This window comes from Sphingobium boeckii, assembly GCF_014199215.1.
Taxonomy (GTDB): Bacteria; Pseudomonadota; Alphaproteobacteria; order Sphingomonadales; family Sphingomonadaceae; genus Sphingobium_A; species Sphingobium_A boeckii.
In genome coordinates, this window is the sequence record NZ_JACIJC010000001.1 from 271,552 (window position 1) to 290,118 (window position 18,567).

General features: G+C 60.9%; 27 protein-coding genes. 1 reads left to right on the forward strand and 26 read right to left on the reverse strand.

Annotated features, from left to right (window positions below):
• Positions 1-16 precede the first annotated feature (16 nt).
• From FHS49_RS01360 to FHS49_RS01465, 22 genes are all read right to left on the reverse strand, one after another.
• Positions 17-199: a hypothetical protein gene (locus FHS49_RS01360; protein WP_184014517.1), complete on the reverse strand. Its 183-nt coding sequence runs from the start codon at positions 197-199 to the stop codon at positions 17-19.
• On the reverse strand, positions 159-590 hold the full coding sequence (locus tag FHS49_RS01365) for a hypothetical protein (protein ID WP_184014518.1): 432 nt from the start codon (positions 588-590) through the stop codon (positions 159-161). Before FHS49_RS01365 ends, FHS49_RS01360 begins: the two co-directional genes overlap by 41 nt.
• A complete protein-coding gene (locus tag FHS49_RS01370; RefSeq protein WP_184014519.1) occupies positions 587-841 on the reverse strand; it encodes a hypothetical protein in 255 nt (84 codons plus the stop codon). Before FHS49_RS01370 ends, FHS49_RS01365 begins: the two co-directional genes overlap by 4 nt.
• Positions 838-1,209 (reverse strand): tlde1 domain-containing protein, encoded by a 372-nt coding sequence (locus FHS49_RS01375; protein ID WP_221240331.1) that lies wholly within the window; start codon positions 1,207-1,209, stop codon positions 838-840. Before FHS49_RS01375 ends, FHS49_RS01370 begins: the two co-directional genes overlap by 4 nt.
• A gap of 23 nt (positions 1,210-1,232) precedes the next feature.
• On the reverse strand, positions 1,233-1,646 hold the full coding sequence (locus FHS49_RS01380) for a hypothetical protein (protein WP_184014520.1): 414 nt from the start codon (positions 1,644-1,646) through the stop codon (positions 1,233-1,235).
• 46 nt (positions 1,647-1,692) lie between these two features.
• Positions 1,693-2,031, reverse strand: a complete 339-nt coding sequence (locus FHS49_RS01385; protein WP_184014521.1) for a hypothetical protein — start codon at positions 2,029-2,031, stop codon at positions 1,693-1,695.
• Positions 2,032-2,053: 22 nt separating this feature from the next.
• On the reverse strand, positions 2,054-2,380 hold the full coding sequence (locus tag FHS49_RS01390) for a hypothetical protein (protein ID WP_184014522.1): 327 nt from the start codon (positions 2,378-2,380) through the stop codon (positions 2,054-2,056).
• 101 nt (positions 2,381-2,481) lie between these two features.
• A complete protein-coding gene (locus FHS49_RS01395) occupies positions 2,482-5,325 on the reverse strand; it encodes a phage tail protein (RefSeq protein WP_184014523.1) in 2,844 nt (947 codons plus the stop codon).
• A complete protein-coding gene (locus FHS49_RS01400; protein ID WP_184014524.1) occupies positions 5,318-5,722 on the reverse strand; it encodes a DUF6950 family protein in 405 nt (134 codons plus the stop codon). Before FHS49_RS01400 ends, FHS49_RS01395 begins: the two co-directional genes overlap by 8 nt.
• Positions 5,722-6,381, reverse strand: coding sequence for a hypothetical protein (locus tag FHS49_RS01405; RefSeq protein ID WP_184014525.1), 660 nt, complete (start codon positions 6,379-6,381; stop codon positions 5,722-5,724). Before FHS49_RS01405 ends, FHS49_RS01400 begins: the two co-directional genes overlap by 1 nt.
• Positions 6,381-6,995 carry a hypothetical protein gene (locus FHS49_RS01410; protein ID WP_184014526.1) on the reverse strand — a complete coding sequence of 205 codons (615 nt, stop codon included), beginning with the start codon at positions 6,993-6,995 and terminating at the stop codon, positions 6,381-6,383. Before FHS49_RS01410 ends, FHS49_RS01405 begins: the two co-directional genes overlap by 1 nt.
• Positions 6,996-9,305 (reverse strand): phage tail tape measure protein, encoded by a 2,310-nt coding sequence (locus FHS49_RS01415; RefSeq protein ID WP_184014527.1) that lies wholly within the window; start codon positions 9,303-9,305, stop codon positions 6,996-6,998.
• A 3-nt stretch (positions 9,306-9,308) separates the two neighbouring features.
• Positions 9,309-9,410: a phage tail assembly chaperone gene (locus FHS49_RS19940; RefSeq protein WP_184014528.1), complete on the reverse strand. Its 102-nt coding sequence runs from the start codon at positions 9,408-9,410 to the stop codon at positions 9,309-9,311.
• Between the two features lie 20 nt (positions 9,411-9,430).
• Entirely contained in the window at positions 9,431-9,826 is a 396-nt protein-coding gene (locus tag FHS49_RS01425) for a GTA-gp10 family protein (protein WP_184014529.1), read from the reverse strand.
• Positions 9,823-10,146 (reverse strand): hypothetical protein, encoded by a 324-nt coding sequence (locus FHS49_RS01430; RefSeq protein WP_184014530.1) that lies wholly within the window; start codon positions 10,144-10,146, stop codon positions 9,823-9,825. The genes FHS49_RS01425 and FHS49_RS01430 overlap by 4 nt, the downstream gene beginning before the upstream one ends.
• 12 nt (positions 10,147-10,158) lie before the next feature.
• The gene (locus FHS49_RS01435; protein WP_184014531.1) at positions 10,159-10,593 is read right to left on the reverse strand and encodes a phage tail tube protein; all 435 of its coding nucleotides are present in this window, start codon (positions 10,591-10,593) and stop codon (positions 10,159-10,161) included.
• Between the two features lie 69 nt (positions 10,594-10,662).
• Positions 10,663-11,055 carry a tail completion protein gp17 gene (gene gp17 / locus FHS49_RS01440; RefSeq protein WP_184014532.1) on the reverse strand — a complete coding sequence of 131 codons (393 nt, stop codon included), beginning with the start codon at positions 11,053-11,055 and terminating at the stop codon, positions 10,663-10,665.
• Positions 11,048-11,524 (reverse strand): hypothetical protein, encoded by a 477-nt coding sequence (locus FHS49_RS01445; RefSeq protein WP_184014533.1) that lies wholly within the window; start codon positions 11,522-11,524, stop codon positions 11,048-11,050. The genes gp17 and FHS49_RS01445 overlap by 8 nt, the downstream gene beginning before the upstream one ends.
• A complete protein-coding gene (locus FHS49_RS01450; RefSeq protein WP_184014534.1) occupies positions 11,524-11,853 on the reverse strand; it encodes a phage head closure protein in 330 nt (109 codons plus the stop codon). The genes FHS49_RS01445 and FHS49_RS01450 overlap by 1 nt, the downstream gene beginning before the upstream one ends.
• Complete coding sequence (locus FHS49_RS01455) at positions 11,853-12,482, reverse strand: head-tail connector protein (protein ID WP_184014535.1); 630 nt, start codon at positions 12,480-12,482, stop codon at positions 11,853-11,855. Before FHS49_RS01455 ends, FHS49_RS01450 begins: the two co-directional genes overlap by 1 nt.
• On the reverse strand, positions 12,479-12,703 hold the full coding sequence (locus FHS49_RS01460) for a hypothetical protein (RefSeq protein WP_184014536.1): 225 nt from the start codon (positions 12,701-12,703) through the stop codon (positions 12,479-12,481). Before FHS49_RS01460 ends, FHS49_RS01455 begins: the two co-directional genes overlap by 4 nt.
• A complete protein-coding gene (locus FHS49_RS01465; RefSeq protein WP_184014537.1) occupies positions 12,700-13,194 on the reverse strand; it encodes a hypothetical protein in 495 nt (164 codons plus the stop codon). Before FHS49_RS01465 ends, FHS49_RS01460 begins: the two co-directional genes overlap by 4 nt.
• Positions 13,195-13,208: 14 nt before the next feature.
• Between FHS49_RS01465 and FHS49_RS19505 the strand changes: the two genes are divergently transcribed.
• Positions 13,209-13,994 (forward strand): PEPxxWA-CTERM sorting domain-containing protein, encoded by a 786-nt coding sequence (locus tag FHS49_RS19505; RefSeq protein ID WP_246350184.1) that lies wholly within the window; start codon positions 13,209-13,211, stop codon positions 13,992-13,994.
• Here FHS49_RS19505 and FHS49_RS01475 read toward each other — a convergent pair.
• The 4 genes from FHS49_RS01475 to FHS49_RS01490 are packed head-to-tail and all read right to left on the reverse strand — an operon-like array spanning position 13,936 to position 18,558.
• Entirely contained in the window at positions 13,936-14,127 is a 192-nt protein-coding gene (locus FHS49_RS01475; RefSeq protein WP_184014538.1) for a hypothetical protein, read from the reverse strand. The two genes, FHS49_RS19505 and FHS49_RS01475, sit on opposite strands and share 59 nt — an antisense overlap.
• A gap of 11 nt (positions 14,128-14,138) precedes the next feature.
• Positions 14,139-16,430 carry a hypothetical protein gene (locus FHS49_RS01480; protein WP_184014539.1) on the reverse strand — a complete coding sequence of 764 codons (2,292 nt, stop codon included), beginning with the start codon at positions 16,428-16,430 and terminating at the stop codon, positions 14,139-14,141.
• A complete protein-coding gene (locus FHS49_RS01485; protein ID WP_184014540.1) occupies positions 16,430-17,782 on the reverse strand; it encodes an SGNH/GDSL hydrolase family protein in 1,353 nt (450 codons plus the stop codon). The genes FHS49_RS01480 and FHS49_RS01485 overlap by 1 nt, the downstream gene beginning before the upstream one ends.
• Complete coding sequence (locus FHS49_RS01490) at positions 17,782-18,558, reverse strand: hypothetical protein (RefSeq protein WP_184014541.1); 777 nt, start codon at positions 18,556-18,558, stop codon at positions 17,782-17,784. The genes FHS49_RS01485 and FHS49_RS01490 overlap by 1 nt, the downstream gene beginning before the upstream one ends.
• Positions 18,559-18,567: the final 9 nt, after the last annotated feature.

Consider the following 18,567-nt stretch of genomic DNA (forward strand, 5'->3'; position numbering starts at 1 on the left):
CATCACGTGATCAACCCTATTTCACGTCCTCAGCATTCGCCCTGATCATCGTCTGCCGCAGCGCCTCATAGGCCGCCACCGCACCCCAATGCTTCGCCTGGCACCGCACATATTGAACCGCGGCCGCCGAATCCTCGCGAGCCAGCGTGCCGATCGCGTTATCGGCCAGCAGGTTCAGCGGGGGGCAGAGCGCAGACAAGTCCGCCGTCAGGGCCGGGGGCGCAGGTAGATTGCCAGCGGGCGGCGTTGATGGCGGCGCGCAGGCCGTCAGTAAGGCCAGCAGCAGGATCGGATAGGCGGCTTTCACGAATGATCTCCCGTTCGATTTTCGGTTGGATGATGGTGCGTTCGGTCACGTCGATCGCCGCGATCCGCGCAGCCAGCGCCTGATCGACCTTGGCCAGGCCGTCCGCGAAAGCGCTCTCGATGCGGCGCAGGCGCTTCTGCTCCAGCACTTCGCCCACGAGCTGGCGGTGCGCGGCCTTGCGCTCCGCAGCCGCAGCGCCGCTGGAATAGATCCACCAGACGCCGAACAGCACGGCCGCGGCGATCGCGAGATGAGGCCAATAGCGGCCGAGCAGCGCGGTCATGATGTCACCTCGGCGCTCGTCTCAGCCGCGGCCTTGGCCACGCCCTTGTCCTTGGCCGCGATCCCGAAGCCGCCGGCCGCCAGGATCGCCGCCGCGCCCGCGCCGAACTCCACCGGGTTGAACGGCTGCTTGTTGTAAAACACGTCGATCCCCTGATAAGCCACCAGCGCCATGCCCATGAAGGCCCAGAGCATCCGGCCCAGTTCGAATTCGCCGCTGATCCCTTTCAGGATCTGGGAAAGGCCGTTCATGTCACCACCTCGAGCGAACGGTCGCCACTCGCCCATATCCGATCCCGGATAGCGCGCGGCAAAATGATGCACCCGTGACTGGCGGTGCCTGGCGCGCGAATGCTGTCCCCATGGATGCGAAACGCCGATCGTCCGAAGGTCTGTGTGCCGGGCCTAGGGTCGAGGATCAGCGCGGCGGGGCCGACGTTCGCGCTATTGTATCGCCCGGTGATCAGCCAATGCCCCGCGGGGATCGGACCCACCGCCACCAGCGCCTGCATTGCAGGGTTGTTTTTGCCCCGGCCTGCGCCCGAATAACCTTTGCTGATCAGCACGCCATCGCGCGTCAATTCGCCGGCCGATTGGTCCCATTTCCAACCCATCATCATTCTCCTTGTTGAAACCAGTCGGCTCAGTCGATCGCGTGAAAGATCTGCGCCATGTCGGGCGGCACCATCGGATCGAGGGGAAACGCGGCCGACAGCAGCGCTTCGGCTTGGGCGAGCTGCTGATTGTGTGGATCGATCTGGCGCAGCGTGGGGCCGACCAGATGAAAGGCCATGCGCAGCGCCCGGTTCTCGCGCTCCAGATCCTTCAGCCGCGCCTCGATCCGCGCCTGATATTCCGCCTCAGCCGCGTCGAGTTGCTCCTGCCGATCCTTCAGTTCCGCGTGCCAAGCGTCGAGTTTGGCCGATCGGGAGGCGGCCCGTCGCTCGGTCCAGCCCAATATCCATTTCGCGCCGCCGCCGAACGCCACCAGCAGGGCGGTCAGCCCGGCAAACACGCCACCAATCTCCCCCGGAGACGGCGAACCCGGATCACTCATACACACCGTCCTATACTCGGAGAAGTTTCCAGCGCTGTTGCGCCGTTCAGCGTGGCGGACGCCTATGCCAATCGCCATATATGCAGTGCAGAAGTTCGTGCCCCGGCCATTTCCGCTCCCGCGTCTTCTCCGGCGCAAGCATGTGGATCTCGCATCGAGGCTGATTGATCCACACACGCCCGAAGGCCTGCCGCTGCTCGCCTGCCAGAGTCTCTGGCTTCAACGCGCGAGCCGCCGCCTGCAGCTTCGCCAGATCCTGATATTCCACGATATCAACCGTCACGCGCGAGCGGCGAAAATCAGCATGGTCGAACATGTATCCGTCGTCGCCCGCCGGCTCGCTGCAACTGGCAAGCGCCAGCGCTGCCAGAATAACGATCCGCATGGTGCCTCCAATGTTCACAAATTCAGGCGAGCGCGCGCCAGGCTGCCTTGTCGGCGACGCGCGCGGTTTCTTTCGACGCGATCGGCTCATCCTTCGCAATGATGATCGCAGCAAGATCCGTGACGCTCTGGCCGGTCGCTTGCGCCTCGGCCGTGAGAAGCCCTTCGAATTCATAGCCCGCGACGATCAGCCGCGCTTCGATCGCCTTGCGCATGTGGGCCAAGGTTATGGCGTCCGGGCCATATTCAGAACGATACTCATCATCGATCCGCTGCTCTGTCCGCTCGACCAGCGCGCCGTCCTGCATGACATCATAATCCCCCGGCGGTCCGTCCAGTTCGGTTAGCACCCAAGCAGGCGATAATCCGCAGTCGTGAGGCGTCTTGTCATCCGGCGACTGGGTAAAGCTTTCCCCCAAGGTCCGATGCTTGATGTGCCAATATCTCATGATCAAGCCCCCGCCGCAGTAAATGTTCCAACCCACTCCGCATCGCCGATCACGCTGCCGACCTTGCGCAGCAGCAAATCAAATTCGTAATCGGTACCGGGCGTCAGGCCTGTTTTTTGCCGTGAGATTGCCAGCCATCCCGGTGTGTTTTCATAATCTGGCGCTCCATTTCGAATGGCCGACGAAGGGCTGACTTCTTCCGATCCCAGATCCGCGAAGACACCGCCGACCACCCGCCACCGGACCTTGCCGTTGCAGTAGATGACGCCGTTACTCGTTTTGTAATACTGGCCTGGGAAAGTCAGATCCACGACGCCGGTTGCGCCGGCCTTGGCGACCAGCACACGCGCGTTCGCGGTTCCGTATGTGTTCGCCGTCGAGGGCGAAATCGCGGACGTGTAATCGACAGTGCCAGACGTCCCTCCGCTCCCTGCGGCCGGCGGCGGATCACGAATTTCGCCGATCTCCAATATGATTTTCCGCGCCGTGCCAGTGTAAGTTCCCGTGACCTCGATGCGCGCGGCTGGGGAGCAATCTGTTATTTCGAGCGCGCTGCCGGTCCAGGAAAATGTCGCCGAGCCGGTGAGCGCCGTTGCGCTGAATGTCGCGGCCCCAGTCACGTCCAGGCCGGCGCGCACCATCTTGTAGACGAACGTCTTGGGCAGCACACCTGCCTTGACCGCCCCGCCATAATCGCGCGCAAGCGTGGCAGAAGCCGGTCCTTCGATCAGGAAGGTGACGTCGGCCGCCGGCTCGGTCTTAGCCACCCGGATGCCACCGATATAGGTCTGGGTCGCGTTTCCGTTGCCGAACGGTGAAATCTTGAACGCCACCGCGTCGGCTGGCGGGGTGAATTTTACATTGAATGGCTCAAATGAAAGCGCAACGGGCGGGAGGATGGAGCGCGTTTCATCAGACAGGATGGCCGAAACCGAACCGTCCGCCTGATACCAGGCCACATAGATGCCGAGTTCGGTCGCCGTGCCATCCCGGCCCGAATATCCGCTCACGAAGAATGCGGGAGCGCCGGAGAGCGGGATCAGCGAATTGTCATTGGCATAGGCTTCGGTGCCCGCGCCTGCGATCGGAAACACGAGCGCGAACGGCACCTTGTCGCCGGGCGGCACGGCGTAGAGAAACACGCCGCCAGCCGTGTCCCAATGTGCCGCATTATCCGCCAGCGACCCGTTGATCACCATATTGTCAGCAGAGGTGGCATAGTCTTCCGGCTTGCCGTCCCCGTAGACTTCATCCCAATTCGCCGTGGCCGCGGATTCGTCGATGCCCTCTATCAGTACATTCTTGCTGAAGTCATAGACAGTCGGATCAGCCGCCGCCACGGCAGGCGCTTCCTCCGCATCCCAGGCGTAAATGTCTTCATGCTCTTCGCGCAGGATCATCGGCACGGTGCCATCGACCTGCGTGGTGCCCTCCGCGATACGGAAGAGCTTGTTCACGAAGCCCAGGCTGGCATGGCTTTGCGTGATGACGTCGCCCTTTTGGCCCTTCCAGGCGGTCGCTTGCCACACCCCCTGCAGCGCACCGCCATATTGACCGCGCTGCAGTCGTTGCTTGGCTAGGCGCTGTGCTTGCCCCGGCGATTGCACCAGAGCCAGGTCGAACGTTTCGACGCGCTCGATGCCGTCGGGAGAGGGCAGCGATACCTCGGGATATTCGACCAGTTGGAAGAGCGACGCGTCGGAGGGATCGGTATAGGATCCGCGCACCACGTTGAAGGACGAATCCAATGCGGTGTGAGGCCGCCATTGCAGCGCGCCCATCACGTCGTTTTCGGTGAAAGCCGCAATTGGGGTGGCGAGATCATTGTGAAACACGGTCACGCGGATCTGGCCATCAACATCGTCGAGATCGGCATTCATCGCCGCCTTCAGATTGTCCATCACCAGCGTCGGGCTGTCACCCTCGCCGAATATGCCGTCGGCCCGATAACGCGGCTCGGTGCCGCCTGCCGCCTTGGTGACCGCTTCGTCGCACAAATTGGCCGCCGTGATGAAGCTGGCCATGTCGATTCGGTCGGGCGGGATGCCCTTGCCGACGACCAGGAAGCCACTGATCTTCCAGCCCAGCATATACCAGAGCAGCAGGAGCGCCGGGTTTCGTGCTGCGTTGCTGTTCCAGATCCATGTCGTTTGGTTGTTCGCCCGGCACGATCCCGATCCGCCCGCGGTGCTGTCCAGCCTGGGATCATAAACATAGGCACCATTACCCTTGATCGTCACGCGCGTCGGGATCGCCTGCGCGAACGGGCTTTCGGTCTTCTTGCTGTTTCCCGTCAGCTTGAAGCGGAAATGCACATAGGCGCAGCCGGTATAGCGTCGGCTCGATCCCATTCGCGCGCTGATGTTGATGGCGTTGCCGGCACTGCCTTCAAGGATCGGCGCGACGGTCAGATAGCCGACAAAATCGCCTTGCACGCCGCCAACGAGCGTCCAGGCCAGTTTGTCGTCGAACCAGATTTCGTTCACTGCATGGATCTTGTGGCTGGCCACCACCACGAAGCGATGCAGATAGGCCTGATCGTTCGTGAATTCCTGATCGAGAATGTCCGTCGCAAGCGCCGTCGATCCCATCGCCATCTTCCGCGTGGCGCGCGGGTTGATCGATGTCAGCAATCGATCCGTTGCGTTCTCGCTGACATCGGGAGCTTTGGGCCGCCCTGCCAGCAGTGTCGATCCGATCGCCAGGCCCGCCGCGATCGCCGTCGCGGCAACCGCGGACACGCCCAGTGAATAAGCAAGCAGCGATGTGCCGCCCGTCGGAATCGCCAGGGCGACCGCGGCGACGGCGGCCGCGATGCTGACGACCGTTTTGACGACCTTACCCAACGGTCCAAGCCTTTAGCCACGCCGCGCGTGCGATGCGCACCAGGCCGGATCGCCCCTCTTCCTCGCCCACGAACAGCGCATCGGCACCAATGCAGACACCCACGGACTCGCCTTCCCAGACGAGATCGCCGCGTTGCGCGAAGGCCGGCGGCTTCACCTCGAACAGACTGTCGATCGTGCTTTCGAGATCGCCCGCGCCGATCTGCCGCAGCGCACGAACGGCGCTGGCGTGGGATTTATAGCGTCCGCGAAAAGCCTTCGCTGGATCGTTTCCGGTCATCGCGAGCACGGCACCGGCGGCAAAGAGCGCGCAGTCGGCTTCGCCGAAACTGAACACGACCGATTCCATCGCGCGGAGATAATCCGCCAGCGCGCGCTCCCACGTTCCAATACGCATCAGAGTTCATTCTGCCTGTAAAATCCGCCGCCGCCATTGGTCGGGATATAGACCCCCGGCACGCGCGTGTTGCCGGTGAGCGGCGATGCGCTGTTGCCATTGGCGATCGCAATCATCGCTTTGGGGGAGAGATCGCCCGCATCCAGGCGCGTCTGATCGAGATAGGTCCGCTGCGATGCCTGGCTGAACGCGGCCAGGTAGCTCTCGATCGTAATCTCGATCATCTGGTTGCCCGGCTCGGCATTGATATCCAGCGCGGTCATATAGCCGGTGTAATAATGCTGGATCGCGCCTTGCTGGACATTCGCGGCGTTGCGTATGATCCGCCACAATCGCGCCGTCCGGCCGCGGTAGTTTGCCGGATCGCCAAGAATATTCAGCGTGTCTGCGTCGATGACGGGCAGGCCGGAGAGGCGCGCGGTCACCGAATCCGTGCCGCCCGCCGCGGCCTTCACTGGCGTGATATCGATAAAATTCGCAGAAATGCCGTCATAAGTGAACCCATCCAGATCAGCGATGCCGGTTCCGGTGAACAGGATGTCTTCACCGCTGGTGTTTGCGCGCACCGGATCCCCTGCGATATCGAGGAAGCCGATGAACACCGGCCTGATGATGTCGGCGTCGAGCGCCGCGGAAGCTGTGGCGTCGGGGCGGCTCATCAGAACGCTTCCTCGGCTTCGAATTCAAATCCATAGATCTGGCCGGGGGCCACGTCCCATCCGGCACTGTCACCCGTCAGGCACATCAGTGCGTAGGGCTTCTGCGCCTCGATCGTCGCGCCATTGGCTGGCGATTGGCGCAGCGCCGTGCGAAAATAGGCGATCCCGTTGGTGCCGGAGCCCACGATCAGATTGGCGCGGAGCACCACCAATTGCACCGTTCCGTTCGGCAGCGGGATCGACATGCGCATCCCGCGCTTCAGAAAGATGTCGCCCACGCCGCCGGCCAGCCCGGTAAGATTCAGTTGATAGCCCGTTTGGGCGCCGCCCGCGACGGTCGGGTTCGCGGCTCCGGTCTGCGCGCGCTCCACCGCGATCAGGGGAAAGCTGTTGGCCTGGCCATCCAGATCCATGAAGAATGCAATCCAGGCGTCGGCCATTTCCGGCCGCAGGATCGGTGGGAATTCGCCCGAAGCAGTCCATTTCGCCGCGCCGGGCAATCCGATATATTTGCGTGCGCCCGTCCATTCGGATCGGTTCAATTGGCCGGGGCGCGACAGACGCCAGCTAACGCTGCGCAATGGAAGCGGCGCGTGCGGGGTGATGATGGCCATTCAGATCCTCGGGCGCTGGAGCTTGGCCAGATCTTGGCGGGCGAGCTGGCGGCCGATCTGGGCGCCTTCCACGGCGGAGCGCTGTCCGATGGCGTTCATCTGGGCGAGAATATCCTTGGTGACGACCGCGCCGCGCAGATCGAAATGGAACGCTGCCGCGCCGCCGCTACGCAGACTGGAATTCGAAAGGATCGCACCGGAGATGCCGGGCGAAAAAAGCTCAGGCCCGCGCTCGCCGACCAGATAAGCCTTGCCGCGATCGACCGGGCCGCCGCCCTCGCGCTTGCCGCCGAATATGCTGCCCAGCGCGCTTCCGATCGAACTGAAAATGCTGCCCCCGCCTGCCGTGCCGCCACTGCTAAACAGCATCAGGAACGCCTTCTGCACCGCAAGCCGCGCGAATTCCCCGATGATGCTGCCCACCGCGCCTTTCAGCCCCAGCGCCTTGGCCGCGCCGCGGCTCAAACTCTCTTCCAGGTCGCGCGCACCGCCCACTGCAATGCGCTCGAACGCGTCGTTAATGTCGCCTGCTTCGGTTTTCAGATCGTCGAGATATTGCTGGCCGGGAGAAAGATTGCCGCGATCGAGCGATCCGCGCTCATTGACCTGGCGGGCTTCAAGGTTGCGCCGCGCCTGCGCAACATCGAGAATCTCGCCACGCGCGATGGCTTCTTCCAGCACCTTGCGCTCGATCTCCTGCTGCGCCGCCAGAATGCGCCGCTCGATCTCGAGGCGCTCGCGCCGCGTGACTGCCAAATCAGCGCCACTTTCCAGCGTTCTCTGATGATCATCGAGCGCGTCCAGATCCATGCGCAACAGCTTTTCATTCGTATCCCTGGTCTCGTCGGAAATCCGCTTGCGCTCATTGGCATTGACCAGTTCGATTTGCGCAGCCGCCATGCGATCATTGATGGCGATCTGTTCGGCCTTTTGGCTGCGGGTGATCTTATCGGACTGCTCAACCCGAAAATTGGCATCCTTGCGGTCCGCCTCGATGCGCATCCGCTGCGCTTCTGCCATCGCATTGCGGTCGTCCTTCGCCTCGGCTTCGGCCAGCGCCAGCGCAGCCGTCGCTTGCTCGATCTCAACGGCATAGGCGTCGATCGCCCTGGCAGATTTCTCCCCACCGGAAAGCAGCGCTTTCGTCACGCGCGGCGCCACCGCGGCGGCCGTGAATTCAGCATCCGCGCCAAAGAACTTATTCTGACGCCGCAAGGATTCCGGCGCGGGATTGAATGCCGAGGTGCCAATAAAGGCGCTGGCCGGGGCACGCACACGGGGTGTCGCAGACGTGGGCGCAGGACCGGCCTTCACCCCTTGGGATACCCCGGTGCGCACCGTGAAAAGTCCGCCAGGCGCTTCGAATGCCACATCGCCAGCTTTGTTCGGCGCATTGCCGATCCGTACCCATTTGGCATAGGCGTCGGCCGCCTTGATCGCTTTGTCCGCCAGCTTCGCAAGCGCCTCGACCAGCCTCAGAATCTGATCGGCATTGTCAGCCACCACGCCCGCGATCCGCGCTTCCAACACCTTCTTCACGTCGGCCAACTTGTCGGCTGCGGCATCGGCGTTCGCGATCTGCTGGGGTGTCAGCTCGATACCCAGCCGCTTATAAGCGCCCGCCAATTCGTTGATGCCCGCCGCCCCCCCTTGCAGCGCCGGGATAAGCTTAAAGGCGGCCTTACCGAATAACTCGGTTCCTTTCGCGTTCAACAAAACGGGAGATTCCAGTTTAGAAAGACCTTCAGCAATGTCGGGCAGGATGTCGCCCGCGGTTCGCAAATCGCCATTGGCGTCGCGGATATTGACGCCCAAATCCTTGAACGACTGCCCCTGATTTTTGCCGCCTGCCGCCGCCTGACCCAATGTTTTGGTCAATTTCTGCAGGCCCGCGTCCATCTCGTCCTGGGAGATGCCGGTCTGCGTCGCCACATAGCGATAGAATTGAAGGTCGCCGGTCGTCACGCCGAGCTGATCCGCCACTTCCTGCAGCGATGAGGCATAGTCCAGTCCCGCGGCGGCGGCCCGCACGATGGCATCCACGCTGAACGCAACGCCGAACGATGCGGCAATGCCGATCAGGCTGCCGCCCAAGGCGCTCACCTTGGTACGGAGGCCATCCACCCCCTTGCCAATGCCGGAGAGTCCGGTGCCCGCCTTCAGGAAACTGCGATCGACCTTGTCCATCCGGCGCTCGACGGTCTGTTCGAATGCGGCCACCTGCCGTTCGCCCTTGTCCAGGTTGCGCCGGAGCAGCTCCACCGAGGCATCCACCTGGAGCAGCAATTGCTTCACATCGCTGCCTGCCATCGATCAGTCCTCATCGTCTCGGATATTGGCCGCTTTCCAGACCTCGTAAGCGGCCCAGAATTCATGCGGTGTGGATCGCCAGAATGCGCTGGGAGACCAGTGCAAATGACATGCAGCGAAGCCTGCTAGGCGGCGGCGGGGGTCTCCGTCGTCTTCATCCCCGTCGCCGTCGCTTCCCCCGGTGTAGAACCCCCGGTCGTCGCCCGCGCGAGCACGATCGCCAGGCGCGGCTGCACCAGGATCGTTCCGGTGTCATAGATCAGCTCACCGATCCGTTCGGCCTGCACGCCGGCGATGCTCTTCACATCCGTCTCCCGGCCCCATGCGCGGATATATTCGGTCGTGACGATCGCCATCTGACGCAGGGTCAGCGCGCCATCGTCGGCGAGCACGGCCAGATCGAGCAGGGATTTTCCGGTCTGCTCTTCCACTGCCAGGGTAGCCTCGTAACTGGGGCGAAGCACATACTCGGTGCCATCCAGCGTCAATGTGACCTCGCCCCTGAGTGCATTGGCCGTCATGCGTCTTTGCCGCCTGCATCGGCGGGTTCGATCTTGGCCGCTGCCTCGGCTGCCGGAGCATAGAGCTTGCGCGCCTCGATCGACACAGCCGTGACGCCGGCTGCGGCGATTTCTTCGGCCAATCCCTGCGAGACCACTGGTTCGCCCTCCTTCGCGTCAATGAAGGGCAGGATCGCGCGGGCGACGAGATGGGCCAGCGGCGAGCCCGCAAGAATCTTTTCCATCTCCGCGGCTGAGCAGCCGGTGGTGGCCAGCAACTCCGCGTCCAGATCCTTCGGTTTGCGAACGCGATAGGTTTTATCACCAATCTGAACCGTCATGACCTTCGCTCCTTAGCCGAGTGTGTCGATGGTCGGCGCGGCTGCCAGCGTGAGCTGAAAGGTGCACTTCACCACATCATTCTTGCTGAAGTCAGTGTCCAGGTTGCCGACATACATGGATGCGGCAAACACCACGTCCGCGGGGGCAACGCCGGCGGACCCGCCCTTGCGGATCTGAAACAGCACCGGGGCCGAGCCTGCGCCGACTGTCTCCAGCCGGGTATAGCCGGACGCATCGGGAAGGTTCGGATAAATTTCGGCATCGATCGTCAGGCTCTTCAAACCTGGCGCTTGCGTGCCATAGGGAAAATCATCTTTGGTTGCCGTATCGATCTGACCAGCCTGACGGCTGATTTTCAGCGTCGTCTGTCCGAGGATCTGGGCCGGCGTGCCTGGAGTGGAACTGTCGATCCACAGCCGATAGTCATTGCCAAGCTTCTTTGCCATGATCGGGGTCTCCCATTAAAAAGCCCGCAAAAGCGCGGGCCGGCATCGTCAGAATTCGAAAATCGTGGATCAGTCGGCCAGCGCCATGATGCGAAACCGTGAAGTGCCGACATAGTTTTCGCCATCGGGCAGCAGCACCGCGCTCTGCGATACCCAGAGCGGACGGATCGTGAAGCCCGGCATCATGATCGCCTTGCCGTTCAGCGCCGCCTTGATCCGGGCCTGCGTGATCAGCACCGGTTTGCGTTGCTGCGTCTGCATCACGGTCGTGATCTCAAGCTCGATGGCTTCGTCCAGGTCGTCATCTTTGGTCGAAATGCTGTCGTCGGAATCCAGGTCGCCGATGATGATCACGGGCGGCGCGGTATCTTCCGGCACATGTTGATAGATCGGAATGCCGATTGCGGCAGCGGTCAGTTCGGTGAACACACCGATCTCGATCGCGTCCATCGCTTCACTCATTGCCGGCGCCCCTTGCGGCCGCACCCAGGATTCGCTCCCAGACGGATGCGAGCCGCTTGTTCAGCACGGGGAGAAGATATGATCCCGCCCCTGTGATCGATCGATCCCCTGCGCGCGCGCTCACGCGCATCAGATAACTTGAAACCGCGCCGCTCTGCGTGCGCCGGTTTGCCTTGGCCGTCTGCGCCTTGCGGCCCCAGTTGAGGATATAGCCATAAAACAGCTTGCCGCGCGCCCTGGGCGATCCCAGCACACCCACGCGAAGCTTGAGCGATTTTCGTAATACCTTCCATTTAACCCCCCGTCCCAGCGCGCCTGTGCGCCGGCGGACACGCGCGCGCATGACGCCCGCCAGATCGCGACCACTCAGCTCGAGCACGTCCGCAAATTCCTCGCGGGCCGATGCCGGAATATTCTTCATCAGCCGGCGAAAGGTCTTGCCACCCTTTGTCCGCGAACGTCGGGCCATTAGACGAGCAGCCCGCTCTCGCAGAGGCAGAGCATTGCCGCGCGGTCCTTCGGGTCAGGCATCACGGCCTTGATGTCCAGCAGCCGCGCTCCCCAGCGGAAACGATGCTTGGTCGTCAATCCCGCACGCGTCCTGATCGTTACGCGCCATTGCTGAACGCTACGCTGCACCCCTGCGGCCAACGCCTCGTCGCCGCTCAGGCCCACAACCTTGCCCCATAGTTTCGGCTCTTCAACCAACCAGCTTGTCACCTGTCCGCCTTGGCCATTGTTCGCGCTGGTGAGCTGCTCCAACGTCAGCAGCTCTGTCAGATCGCCCGCCGCCGGCATCAGAGGACCGGCCTGTATTTGTCGAGAATATCCATAGCCGTCTGCGGAACTTCGACCATGCTCCCTGCCGCGACAGCCTCGCGGTTCGCGTGCCAATGGGCCACCATCTGAAGCATCGCCACCTTAAGCGCCTGTGGAACTGCGTCCGCTTCATAGCCGGCAAGATAGGCGACCTTCACGACGCCGTTGCGCCGCGTCTCCGGCCAGGCCGTCAGAGGATAGATTTCCACGGGTGCCGCATCCGCATCGTAAACGGCGTCGACATAGGTCTGCGCAGTCCCGTCGCTATCCTTATAAGTTATGCCGCTGATCGAGGCCACGGGACGCCAGAGCAGCATGATGGGCGAAGCGAAGTGGCGGAATGTTTCAGTCACTGTGCGCTGCATCAGCACATGGCCGGTATGCACCTCCGCAAATTCCCGTGCGGCCACGATATAGCCAGAGATCAGATCGTCTTCGCTATCGTCCAGCACGCGGCACTGCGCCTTCGCCAGCTCCAGTGAGATCGGCTCTTCAATGATCGTCTCGGCGATCGTGGCGGTAGTATAGGCCGCATAGGCCTCGGCCACGTCTTCATCGGGCACTTCGGGGCCAATCCCGAGGATCTCGCGCATATCGTCGATCGTCATTGCAGCGCCTCGAATGTGGCGAGGTAAAACCCCGGATTATCAGGCGACTTCCAAACCGATATCCGGATGGTCTCCCCGTTCAGCAGCGCGCCGTTCGCCGACTCTGGCTTTTTGGTGCGGATGTTGGGCTGAAACGAAAGCACCCCGTCGGAAACCCCACAAAGGCCATTATGCACCCCCGCGATGATGAGATGGCCCTGCGTCCCATTATCGATTTTCATTGCTGCCTCACGGTCAGGACGGCCGTCCGCTCATAATCCTTGTAAGGATCCGCAGAGGTGCGGATCAATGCAGCCACGCCAACGTTGATGCCGCCGCCGGCGAACGCCGCGTCGCCTTGGAATGCGTCGTCCACCAAAAACCACATCTGGATCTTCTTGCCCTCAGTATCGATGATCGGCAGCCGCTCCGCGCCCTCGTCGATTTCAACCCCCAACGCCGCGCCCGTGGCGGATATGGTCAGGCGCACGATCTCTGCGATCGTCTCGTCATCGGCTAGAAGGGCGCTCCAGTCGATCGCAAATGGGGCGCGATCGCTCGGGTCGAAATGCGCGGTCCAGGCGAACGAACCAATCGGCAGATTACCGCCGCGCGCCGCGTTGCCAGGAGAGGTCGTCACGATCACCGTGCGTTCGCTCGGCGCGGTCACCGCCCCTACGCCCGCCTCGATCTCGGTCGCGAACAGGCCGAGCGCGATTAAATGGGTCAGCATCGCACACCTTTCCATTGTCCCATTTTGACGCAGCATTTCCGCGGCATTGGACAGTTAATAATTTAGAAACCATAATCCCCGAATTCTTGGGGAAGATCTTTATGAAACGATTCGCGATACTTGCGGCCACGGCCGCGCTTGGATTTGCTGCGCCGGTAGAGGCTGCGACGATCGTTCAGACGGGCAATCTGTCAACAAGCGGCGGCGCGGGCCAGATCGCGAAATTCAATCCAGCAGCCGGCACGCTGCAACAAATCCTCTTTTCCATCGGCGGCTACGTCCAAGATCACATCGCGGTTTCCGGCTCGCCTGTTGGCGGACCGGTATCGTTTCAGTCTTCGTGGGGCGGTAAATTTGGGCTTTATGTTTCATCGGGCGGCGCAAGCGGCACGATCGGTGAGATCACGGATTTTGCGCCCGGCCTCGTCGGCCCGTTTGCGCCATCGTCATATTATGAGACTGCGGGGACCGCTTCCGGCAGCGCCTCTGGCTCGATCGACCCTCTTGCCCTGCTGATCGGCCCCGGCTTCGCTTCCATCTATGTGATAACCAGCCAATCCGCGGCCATGAACTACACGCAATTGACCGGCGCGCCGCACGGGATCACGCAGATCACGGGCCGTGGCGACAATGCGGTCATGAATTATTCGGTTACCTATGTGTACGACGACAGCGCGCCAGCGGTCCCAGAACCCGCCACCTGGGCGATGATGCTCATCGGCTTCGGGGCCATTGGCAAATCTATGAGAGCGCCGCGATTTCGGCGGTCACCTGTTCGATCTCAGCCTCTACGTCTGTGACGAGCTTTTGGCAGCGCGCCACGGCTTCCGCCCGCTGTTCTTGATTTGCAAACGAGCGCGCTTGAATCAACGAATGCCTGAAAATCGCCAGATCGTTTTCAAGCTGCGCCTTTTTTGCCAATAATTCATCCATGTTAAACATCCTTAAATCGCGGCTTGGGCTTCAAGGAAGCCTGCCCATTTGGGCGATTCCTCTAGCGTCGCGTTCTGGTTTTTCTTTGCCCCCCATGACCCATAATATGGGTGCGGTTCGCCAATGCTATTGAAGAAGCACAGCACATCGCCAAAATCAGAAGCCCAGCGCAATAGCCCATCTCTGATCAACTCACGCATCCGATCATCCGTTTGGAAGGCTCTCAACTTGGCCTCTTGATCAGGCGTATATCCATTCTCTGGAAATACCACATGCTGTTGCCATTCGTAGCATATCGCACGAAGGCCAGCCGCTTTATAAGCGGCATTTGTAGAAGCGTAATTGTTCCATGTCGTGTTCATCATGCTTCGCGCTGTGGCGAAAATTGTTTCCAGCGAACCATCGAACATAGAAGGAGTCATGCTTCCACCGAAGTAGGGTGCGTTACAGATAGCATCCGTGCGCGTAGCGCCGCGCTGCGTCACAAGATTCAGTTCGTTGCTGGTCCCCATTGCAGTGATTACCCGCACAAAGCGTCCTGTGGGCGCGCCGAGGCTGTCCAATATTGTCATCTGTCGCTGATGCTGAAAAGCCTGCTCGTTGCGCGTTGCCATCGCGCCGCCGCCGTCGGTAAATTCCTCTAAAGTAGCACGACCATTGTCATACGCTTTCTGACGCGCCCTATGGTAGAGTCCGAATGCGGCGTTGCCCCACTCGTTTCCGACCTCGGCGTAAAGTGTAATTCCAGGGTTGACTCCGTTATTTAGGGCCGTGAAGAAGCCACGAACATAGTCGTCAGATGCAAAAGGCGGGGTGTTGACCCAAGCATCTTTTCCAACCGCGTTGATAAGTGTGATGACGTTCTCAATGGCCATGCCATACGGACGAAAAACATTTAGCCTTCCGTTGGGAGTGCGCTCATCCCAGTCGCCTTCAAATGTCTGAAGGTTGTTCGTATTCAAAAAATCCATCAGACGCATTGGGCCATTAAATTCATTCTGACGCGCGATAAACTCAGGCGTGAACAAATCGACCGTGGGGTCCCGATCAAGCTCGCACGCAACGATGTTTCGCATGTGATTGGCTGGATTGGTGGAATGGACATGAAACATCACCCGCTTCGGGCCGGTCCAATCGTGCCCATAGGTAAATTGCCTGAAATTGGCTCCGGATGTCTCTCCGGTGACCGTGACGCCATCAGCCAAAAGGCTAGTTACCGCCTCACCATCCCACTCGACACGAACAACTGATCCCGGTGTATCGGGTCTGGTTATGCCTGCGACAAGATGGCCTGAAGGATTATGTGTCCCATTTGGTGAACTAATAGGCTCACCATCGAGATTGATGTGCGCTGATCCGGGTAGCGCCTCGGGATTGTCGAGCAGAGTCCCGTCTTGCCAGCCTGATGCGAGTAAAAGATTGGTATAGGCTCGTTCGTATCCATAAGAGCTAAGGCCGGCGAGGTTCATGCCGAACTGAGCAGGTGCCGGAACGGTTATAATTGCTGTTTTATTGATTGTCGGATTGTCATTAAGAATAGCTTTAACCGTGATAGCGCCGACGCTTCCGCCGATTGGCAAGGTCCGCAAGGTGGCTTCACCCGCAACTGTGTTGGTGAGCAAAACCGCATCGTTCTCGGAGCCGTTGTTCAACGTATATTTATAGCCGGATGGCGTATCGCTGTAGAGAATGTCGATTTCGAACCAATTGTTAGCAATGTCATATCGAACATCAGGGATTCGAAGATCGACACCTCCAACGCCATAAATGATATTGCTAGCAGCGCCCCCAGAGGCTTTAGCGAAGCTGACACCCGTGCCTCGATCCGGCTGAAACGTGTTGACGGATGATCCAGATATCACAGATGCAGGAACTAATTCATCATCAAGATACAGGCCTAACGCGCCGTTAGTTTCCACACGGGCTTCTATTACTGAATACAGGTTCCATGCTTGAGGTACGGCCTGATAAATCCATGGCCCCAGCCCAGTGGTGCTTAGAACGCCGTCGATAACTCTATGTAAAGTGAAGTGGTCGCTATTTCCGCGAGCGTAACACCAGCCATTATTGATATCGATCATGTTCAGATACAGGCGGAAATCATGATCGACGCCGCCAGTATCAAATTTGACGAAATGAGCCTCTACACCGGTGTCTCGGAAGCCGATATTGGTCGAAGACGCTATTACTGTTGGGGGAACCTGTGGGTTCGGGATAAAGGTACCCGGCGCAGGCGTAGGCGTAGGCGTAGGCTGCCGGCGCAGCGCCACCCGCCTGAACGATTTACGACGCGCCAGGACCATTACGGCAGCGTCGCCGGCAGCGGCCAGACGCCAGCCTGCGCGATCTTGATGCTCCCCAGAGCGCCGGCTGTGACGCCCTTGTTGAACGAGACCAAAAACGGCATCCCCGCCGCGCCGGATGGCAGCGCCATAGTGCCCGGATAGCGCATTTTCAGTATTTCGGTTACCGTCGGCACCAGATTAGCCGCAGGGGTCACGGCACCGGTATTGTTGTCATAGCCGCCCAGCGTCGCGCCGTTCAATTGCAACATGAACCCGTTGCAGCCGATGAGATTTTCAATCTGCACGAGCGCGCTCGCATAGCAAAGAATGCCAGCGCCGGGCGAAGCAAAGCCGCCGCCGCCCATCCCGAGCGAAACGGATCGCCCCTGGGTCAAAGTGGTGGTGGCAGTGAAAGTCAACTTCTGCGCGACATGGGTCACGCCATCGACGACAATCGTGTCCTTCGCGGCGACGCAAGTGATTTCGCCCGAGCCGTCACCGCCCATATCCCAGCCTGTCGCGACATTGCCGGTGACCCCGGTGCCCTTGCCGCCCGACGTCCCGATGAACGCACCGCGGTCGCCGACCAGATTCCCATAGGGCTGGTCGCTGGCATTGTAGTTTCCGATCTGGCCGACCGCGATATAATCAACGACCGGGACGCCGAGGATGTCCATCATCACGTCCCATTTGTCGCGAGCCGCGCGCGCGCCGAATGTGCTGGGATGGAGTCCATCAAAGGTGACCGCCGTAGCGCCGCCGCCCGCACCACCGATCAGACCGTTCGTCGCGCTCGTGTCGTCCAGAAACTCGGGATACAGATCCATGTAATGGATGCGTGAATCGACCGTCTGCCAATAGCGATAGAGCGCATTTGTGTGCATGTAGTTTCCGGCCGAACTTGCGCGCGGGAGAATGGAAACCACGATATATTTCTTGGCATTGGTCTGGCCGACGAACGATTTCACGTTCGCAAACGTCTCGTTATAGGCGGTCGACCCCCGATCGTTCGTGCCGATCTCGATCACGCAAATGTCTGGCGAAATGGCATTCACCGCATTGCGCACCAGCGCGGTATTCATGTCCGGCGTGTTGGTGCCGAATGTCGTGGTCGCAGCGTGGCCGGTCGTAGCGCCGGACCATGATCCGCTGCGGGCGAGGTTGTAGGAGTCGTTCGAGCCGTCCCACCCTTTGTTGTTCCAGGCATAGAGCCGAGGCTTTCGGACCTGCGCCCAAAACCACGGGCTACTAAGCCCATTGCCGGCGATGGCCGCGGCAATGCTGTCGCCGACAACGACGATCTTGGGCGGGCGGCCGAAGGATGATGCTGATGCGGCTGCCGATACCGGCTGCGTGACGGGGCCACCCATTATGCGGTCCTCTCGGTCACGCGCGCATTGCCGGTCGCGCTCGCCCAATAGCCCTTGACGATGCCCTTCCAATCGTCGGGAATCTCGAAGATGCCGCCGACCGCGCTGGTGCCCATGCCGTCGATCGCATAGCTGTAATTCGTGGCGCTCGCCGTGCCGCTGCCAAGCAGGATATAGCAGATCGCCGTGCTTTCATTGACGATCGACCCACCCATACGGTTGGCATTGGCCGCGAGCAGGGTGGTGGATGCCGCTGCGCCTTCCACCGTGCTGGTCGTGCCGGTCGTGGAGCCTGCCATGCCGACGGCGAACACCGCGTCGGAGGCCGGGGCCATCGACATGCTGAGCGCCGCGGTCTTGGCACCGAGCGTCGCGGGGAGCTTGGCGGACATGGCGCTGGATAAAGCCTCAAGGCCATCAACATAGCCGTTCAGCGCACCGATCAGCGTTTCGAGCGTGTCGGTGTTCGCGTTGCCCGTCGTCAGGGCAGCATTCGTGGCCGCGACAAGCGCTTCCAGGCCGTCAACGAACCCGTTCTGCGTCGTGAGCAGCGTGTTCGTGGATCCGATGAGCGCCTCCAGTCCATCGACGTTGTCGACGATGGACTTCAGCCGCCCAGCGATCGACAGCGCGTTTGGCGAGGCAGTGAGATCGCCGAGGATATTCTCGCCCGCCCAATCGGCGATAAGGTTGGCCAACGCCAGACCTTTCACGCCAAGATCGAGGCCCGCCAGCGGATCGCCCGCCGTTGTCGTAATGACCGGTTCAAGTGCCATGGATGTGGC

Excerpts from the sequence above, each read along its gene's own strand:
- FHS49_RS01365 (WP_184014518.1), bottom strand. The coding sequence starts at position 590 with ATGACCGCGCTGCTCGGCCGCTATTGGCCTCATCTCGCGATCGCCGCG.
- FHS49_RS01370 (WP_184014519.1), bottom strand. The coding sequence starts at position 841 with ATGAACGGCCTTTCCCAGATCCTGAAAGGGATCAGCGGCGAATTCGAA.
- FHS49_RS01375 (WP_221240331.1), bottom strand. The coding sequence starts at position 1,209 with ATGATGATGGGTTGGAAATGGGACCAATCGGCCGGCGAATTGACGCGC.
- FHS49_RS01380 (WP_184014520.1), bottom strand. The coding sequence starts at position 1,646 with ATGAGTGATCCGGGTTCGCCGTCTCCGGGGGAGATTGGTGGCGTGTTT.
- FHS49_RS01385 (WP_184014521.1), bottom strand. The coding sequence starts at position 2,031 with ATGCGGATCGTTATTCTGGCAGCGCTGGCGCTTGCCAGTTGCAGCGAG.
- FHS49_RS01400 (WP_184014524.1), bottom strand. The coding sequence starts at position 5,722 with ATGCGTATTGGAACGTGGGAGCGCGCGCTGGCGGATTATCTCCGCGCG.
- FHS49_RS01405 (WP_184014525.1), bottom strand. The coding sequence starts at position 6,381 with ATGAGCCGCCCCGACGCCACAGCTTCCGCGGCGCTCGACGCCGACATC.
- FHS49_RS01410 (WP_184014526.1), bottom strand. The coding sequence starts at position 6,995 with ATGGCCATCATCACCCCGCACGCGCCGCTTCCATTGCGCAGCGTTAGC.
- FHS49_RS01415 (WP_184014527.1), bottom strand. The coding sequence starts at position 9,305 with ATGGCAGGCAGCGATGTGAAGCAATTGCTGCTCCAGGTGGATGCCTCG.
- FHS49_RS01425 (WP_184014529.1), bottom strand. The coding sequence starts at position 9,826 with ATGACGGCCAATGCACTCAGGGGCGAGGTCACATTGACGCTGGATGGC.
- FHS49_RS01430 (WP_184014530.1), bottom strand. The coding sequence starts at position 10,146 with ATGACGGTTCAGATTGGTGATAAAACCTATCGCGTTCGCAAACCGAAG.
- FHS49_RS01435 (WP_184014531.1), bottom strand. The coding sequence starts at position 10,593 with ATGGCAAAGAAGCTTGGCAATGACTATCGGCTGTGGATCGACAGTTCC.
- gp17 (WP_184014532.1), bottom strand. The coding sequence starts at position 11,055 with ATGAGTGAAGCGATGGACGCGATCGAGATCGGTGTGTTCACCGAACTG.
- FHS49_RS01445 (WP_184014533.1), bottom strand. The coding sequence starts at position 11,524 with ATGGCCCGACGTTCGCGGACAAAGGGTGGCAAGACCTTTCGCCGGCTG.
- FHS49_RS01450 (WP_184014534.1), bottom strand. The coding sequence starts at position 11,853 with ATGCCGGCGGCGGGCGATCTGACAGAGCTGCTGACGTTGGAGCAGCTC.
- FHS49_RS01455 (WP_184014535.1), bottom strand. The coding sequence starts at position 12,482 with ATGACGATCGACGATATGCGCGAGATCCTCGGGATTGGCCCCGAAGTG.
- FHS49_RS01460 (WP_184014536.1), bottom strand. The coding sequence starts at position 12,703 with ATGAAAATCGATAATGGGACGCAGGGCCATCTCATCATCGCGGGGGTG.
- FHS49_RS01465 (WP_184014537.1), bottom strand. The coding sequence starts at position 13,194 with ATGCTGACCCATTTAATCGCGCTCGGCCTGTTCGCGACCGAGATCGAG.
- FHS49_RS01475 (WP_184014538.1), bottom strand. The coding sequence starts at position 14,127 with ATGGATGAATTATTGGCAAAAAAGGCGCAGCTTGAAAACGATCTGGCG.
- FHS49_RS01480 (WP_184014539.1), bottom strand. The coding sequence starts at position 16,430 with ATGGTCCTGGCGCGTCGTAAATCGTTCAGGCGGGTGGCGCTGCGCCGG.
- FHS49_RS01485 (WP_184014540.1), bottom strand. The coding sequence starts at position 17,782 with ATGGGTGGCCCCGTCACGCAGCCGGTATCGGCAGCCGCATCAGCATCA.
- FHS49_RS01490 (WP_184014541.1), bottom strand. The coding sequence starts at position 18,558 with ATGGCACTTGAACCGGTCATTACGACAACGGCGGGCGATCCGCTGGCG.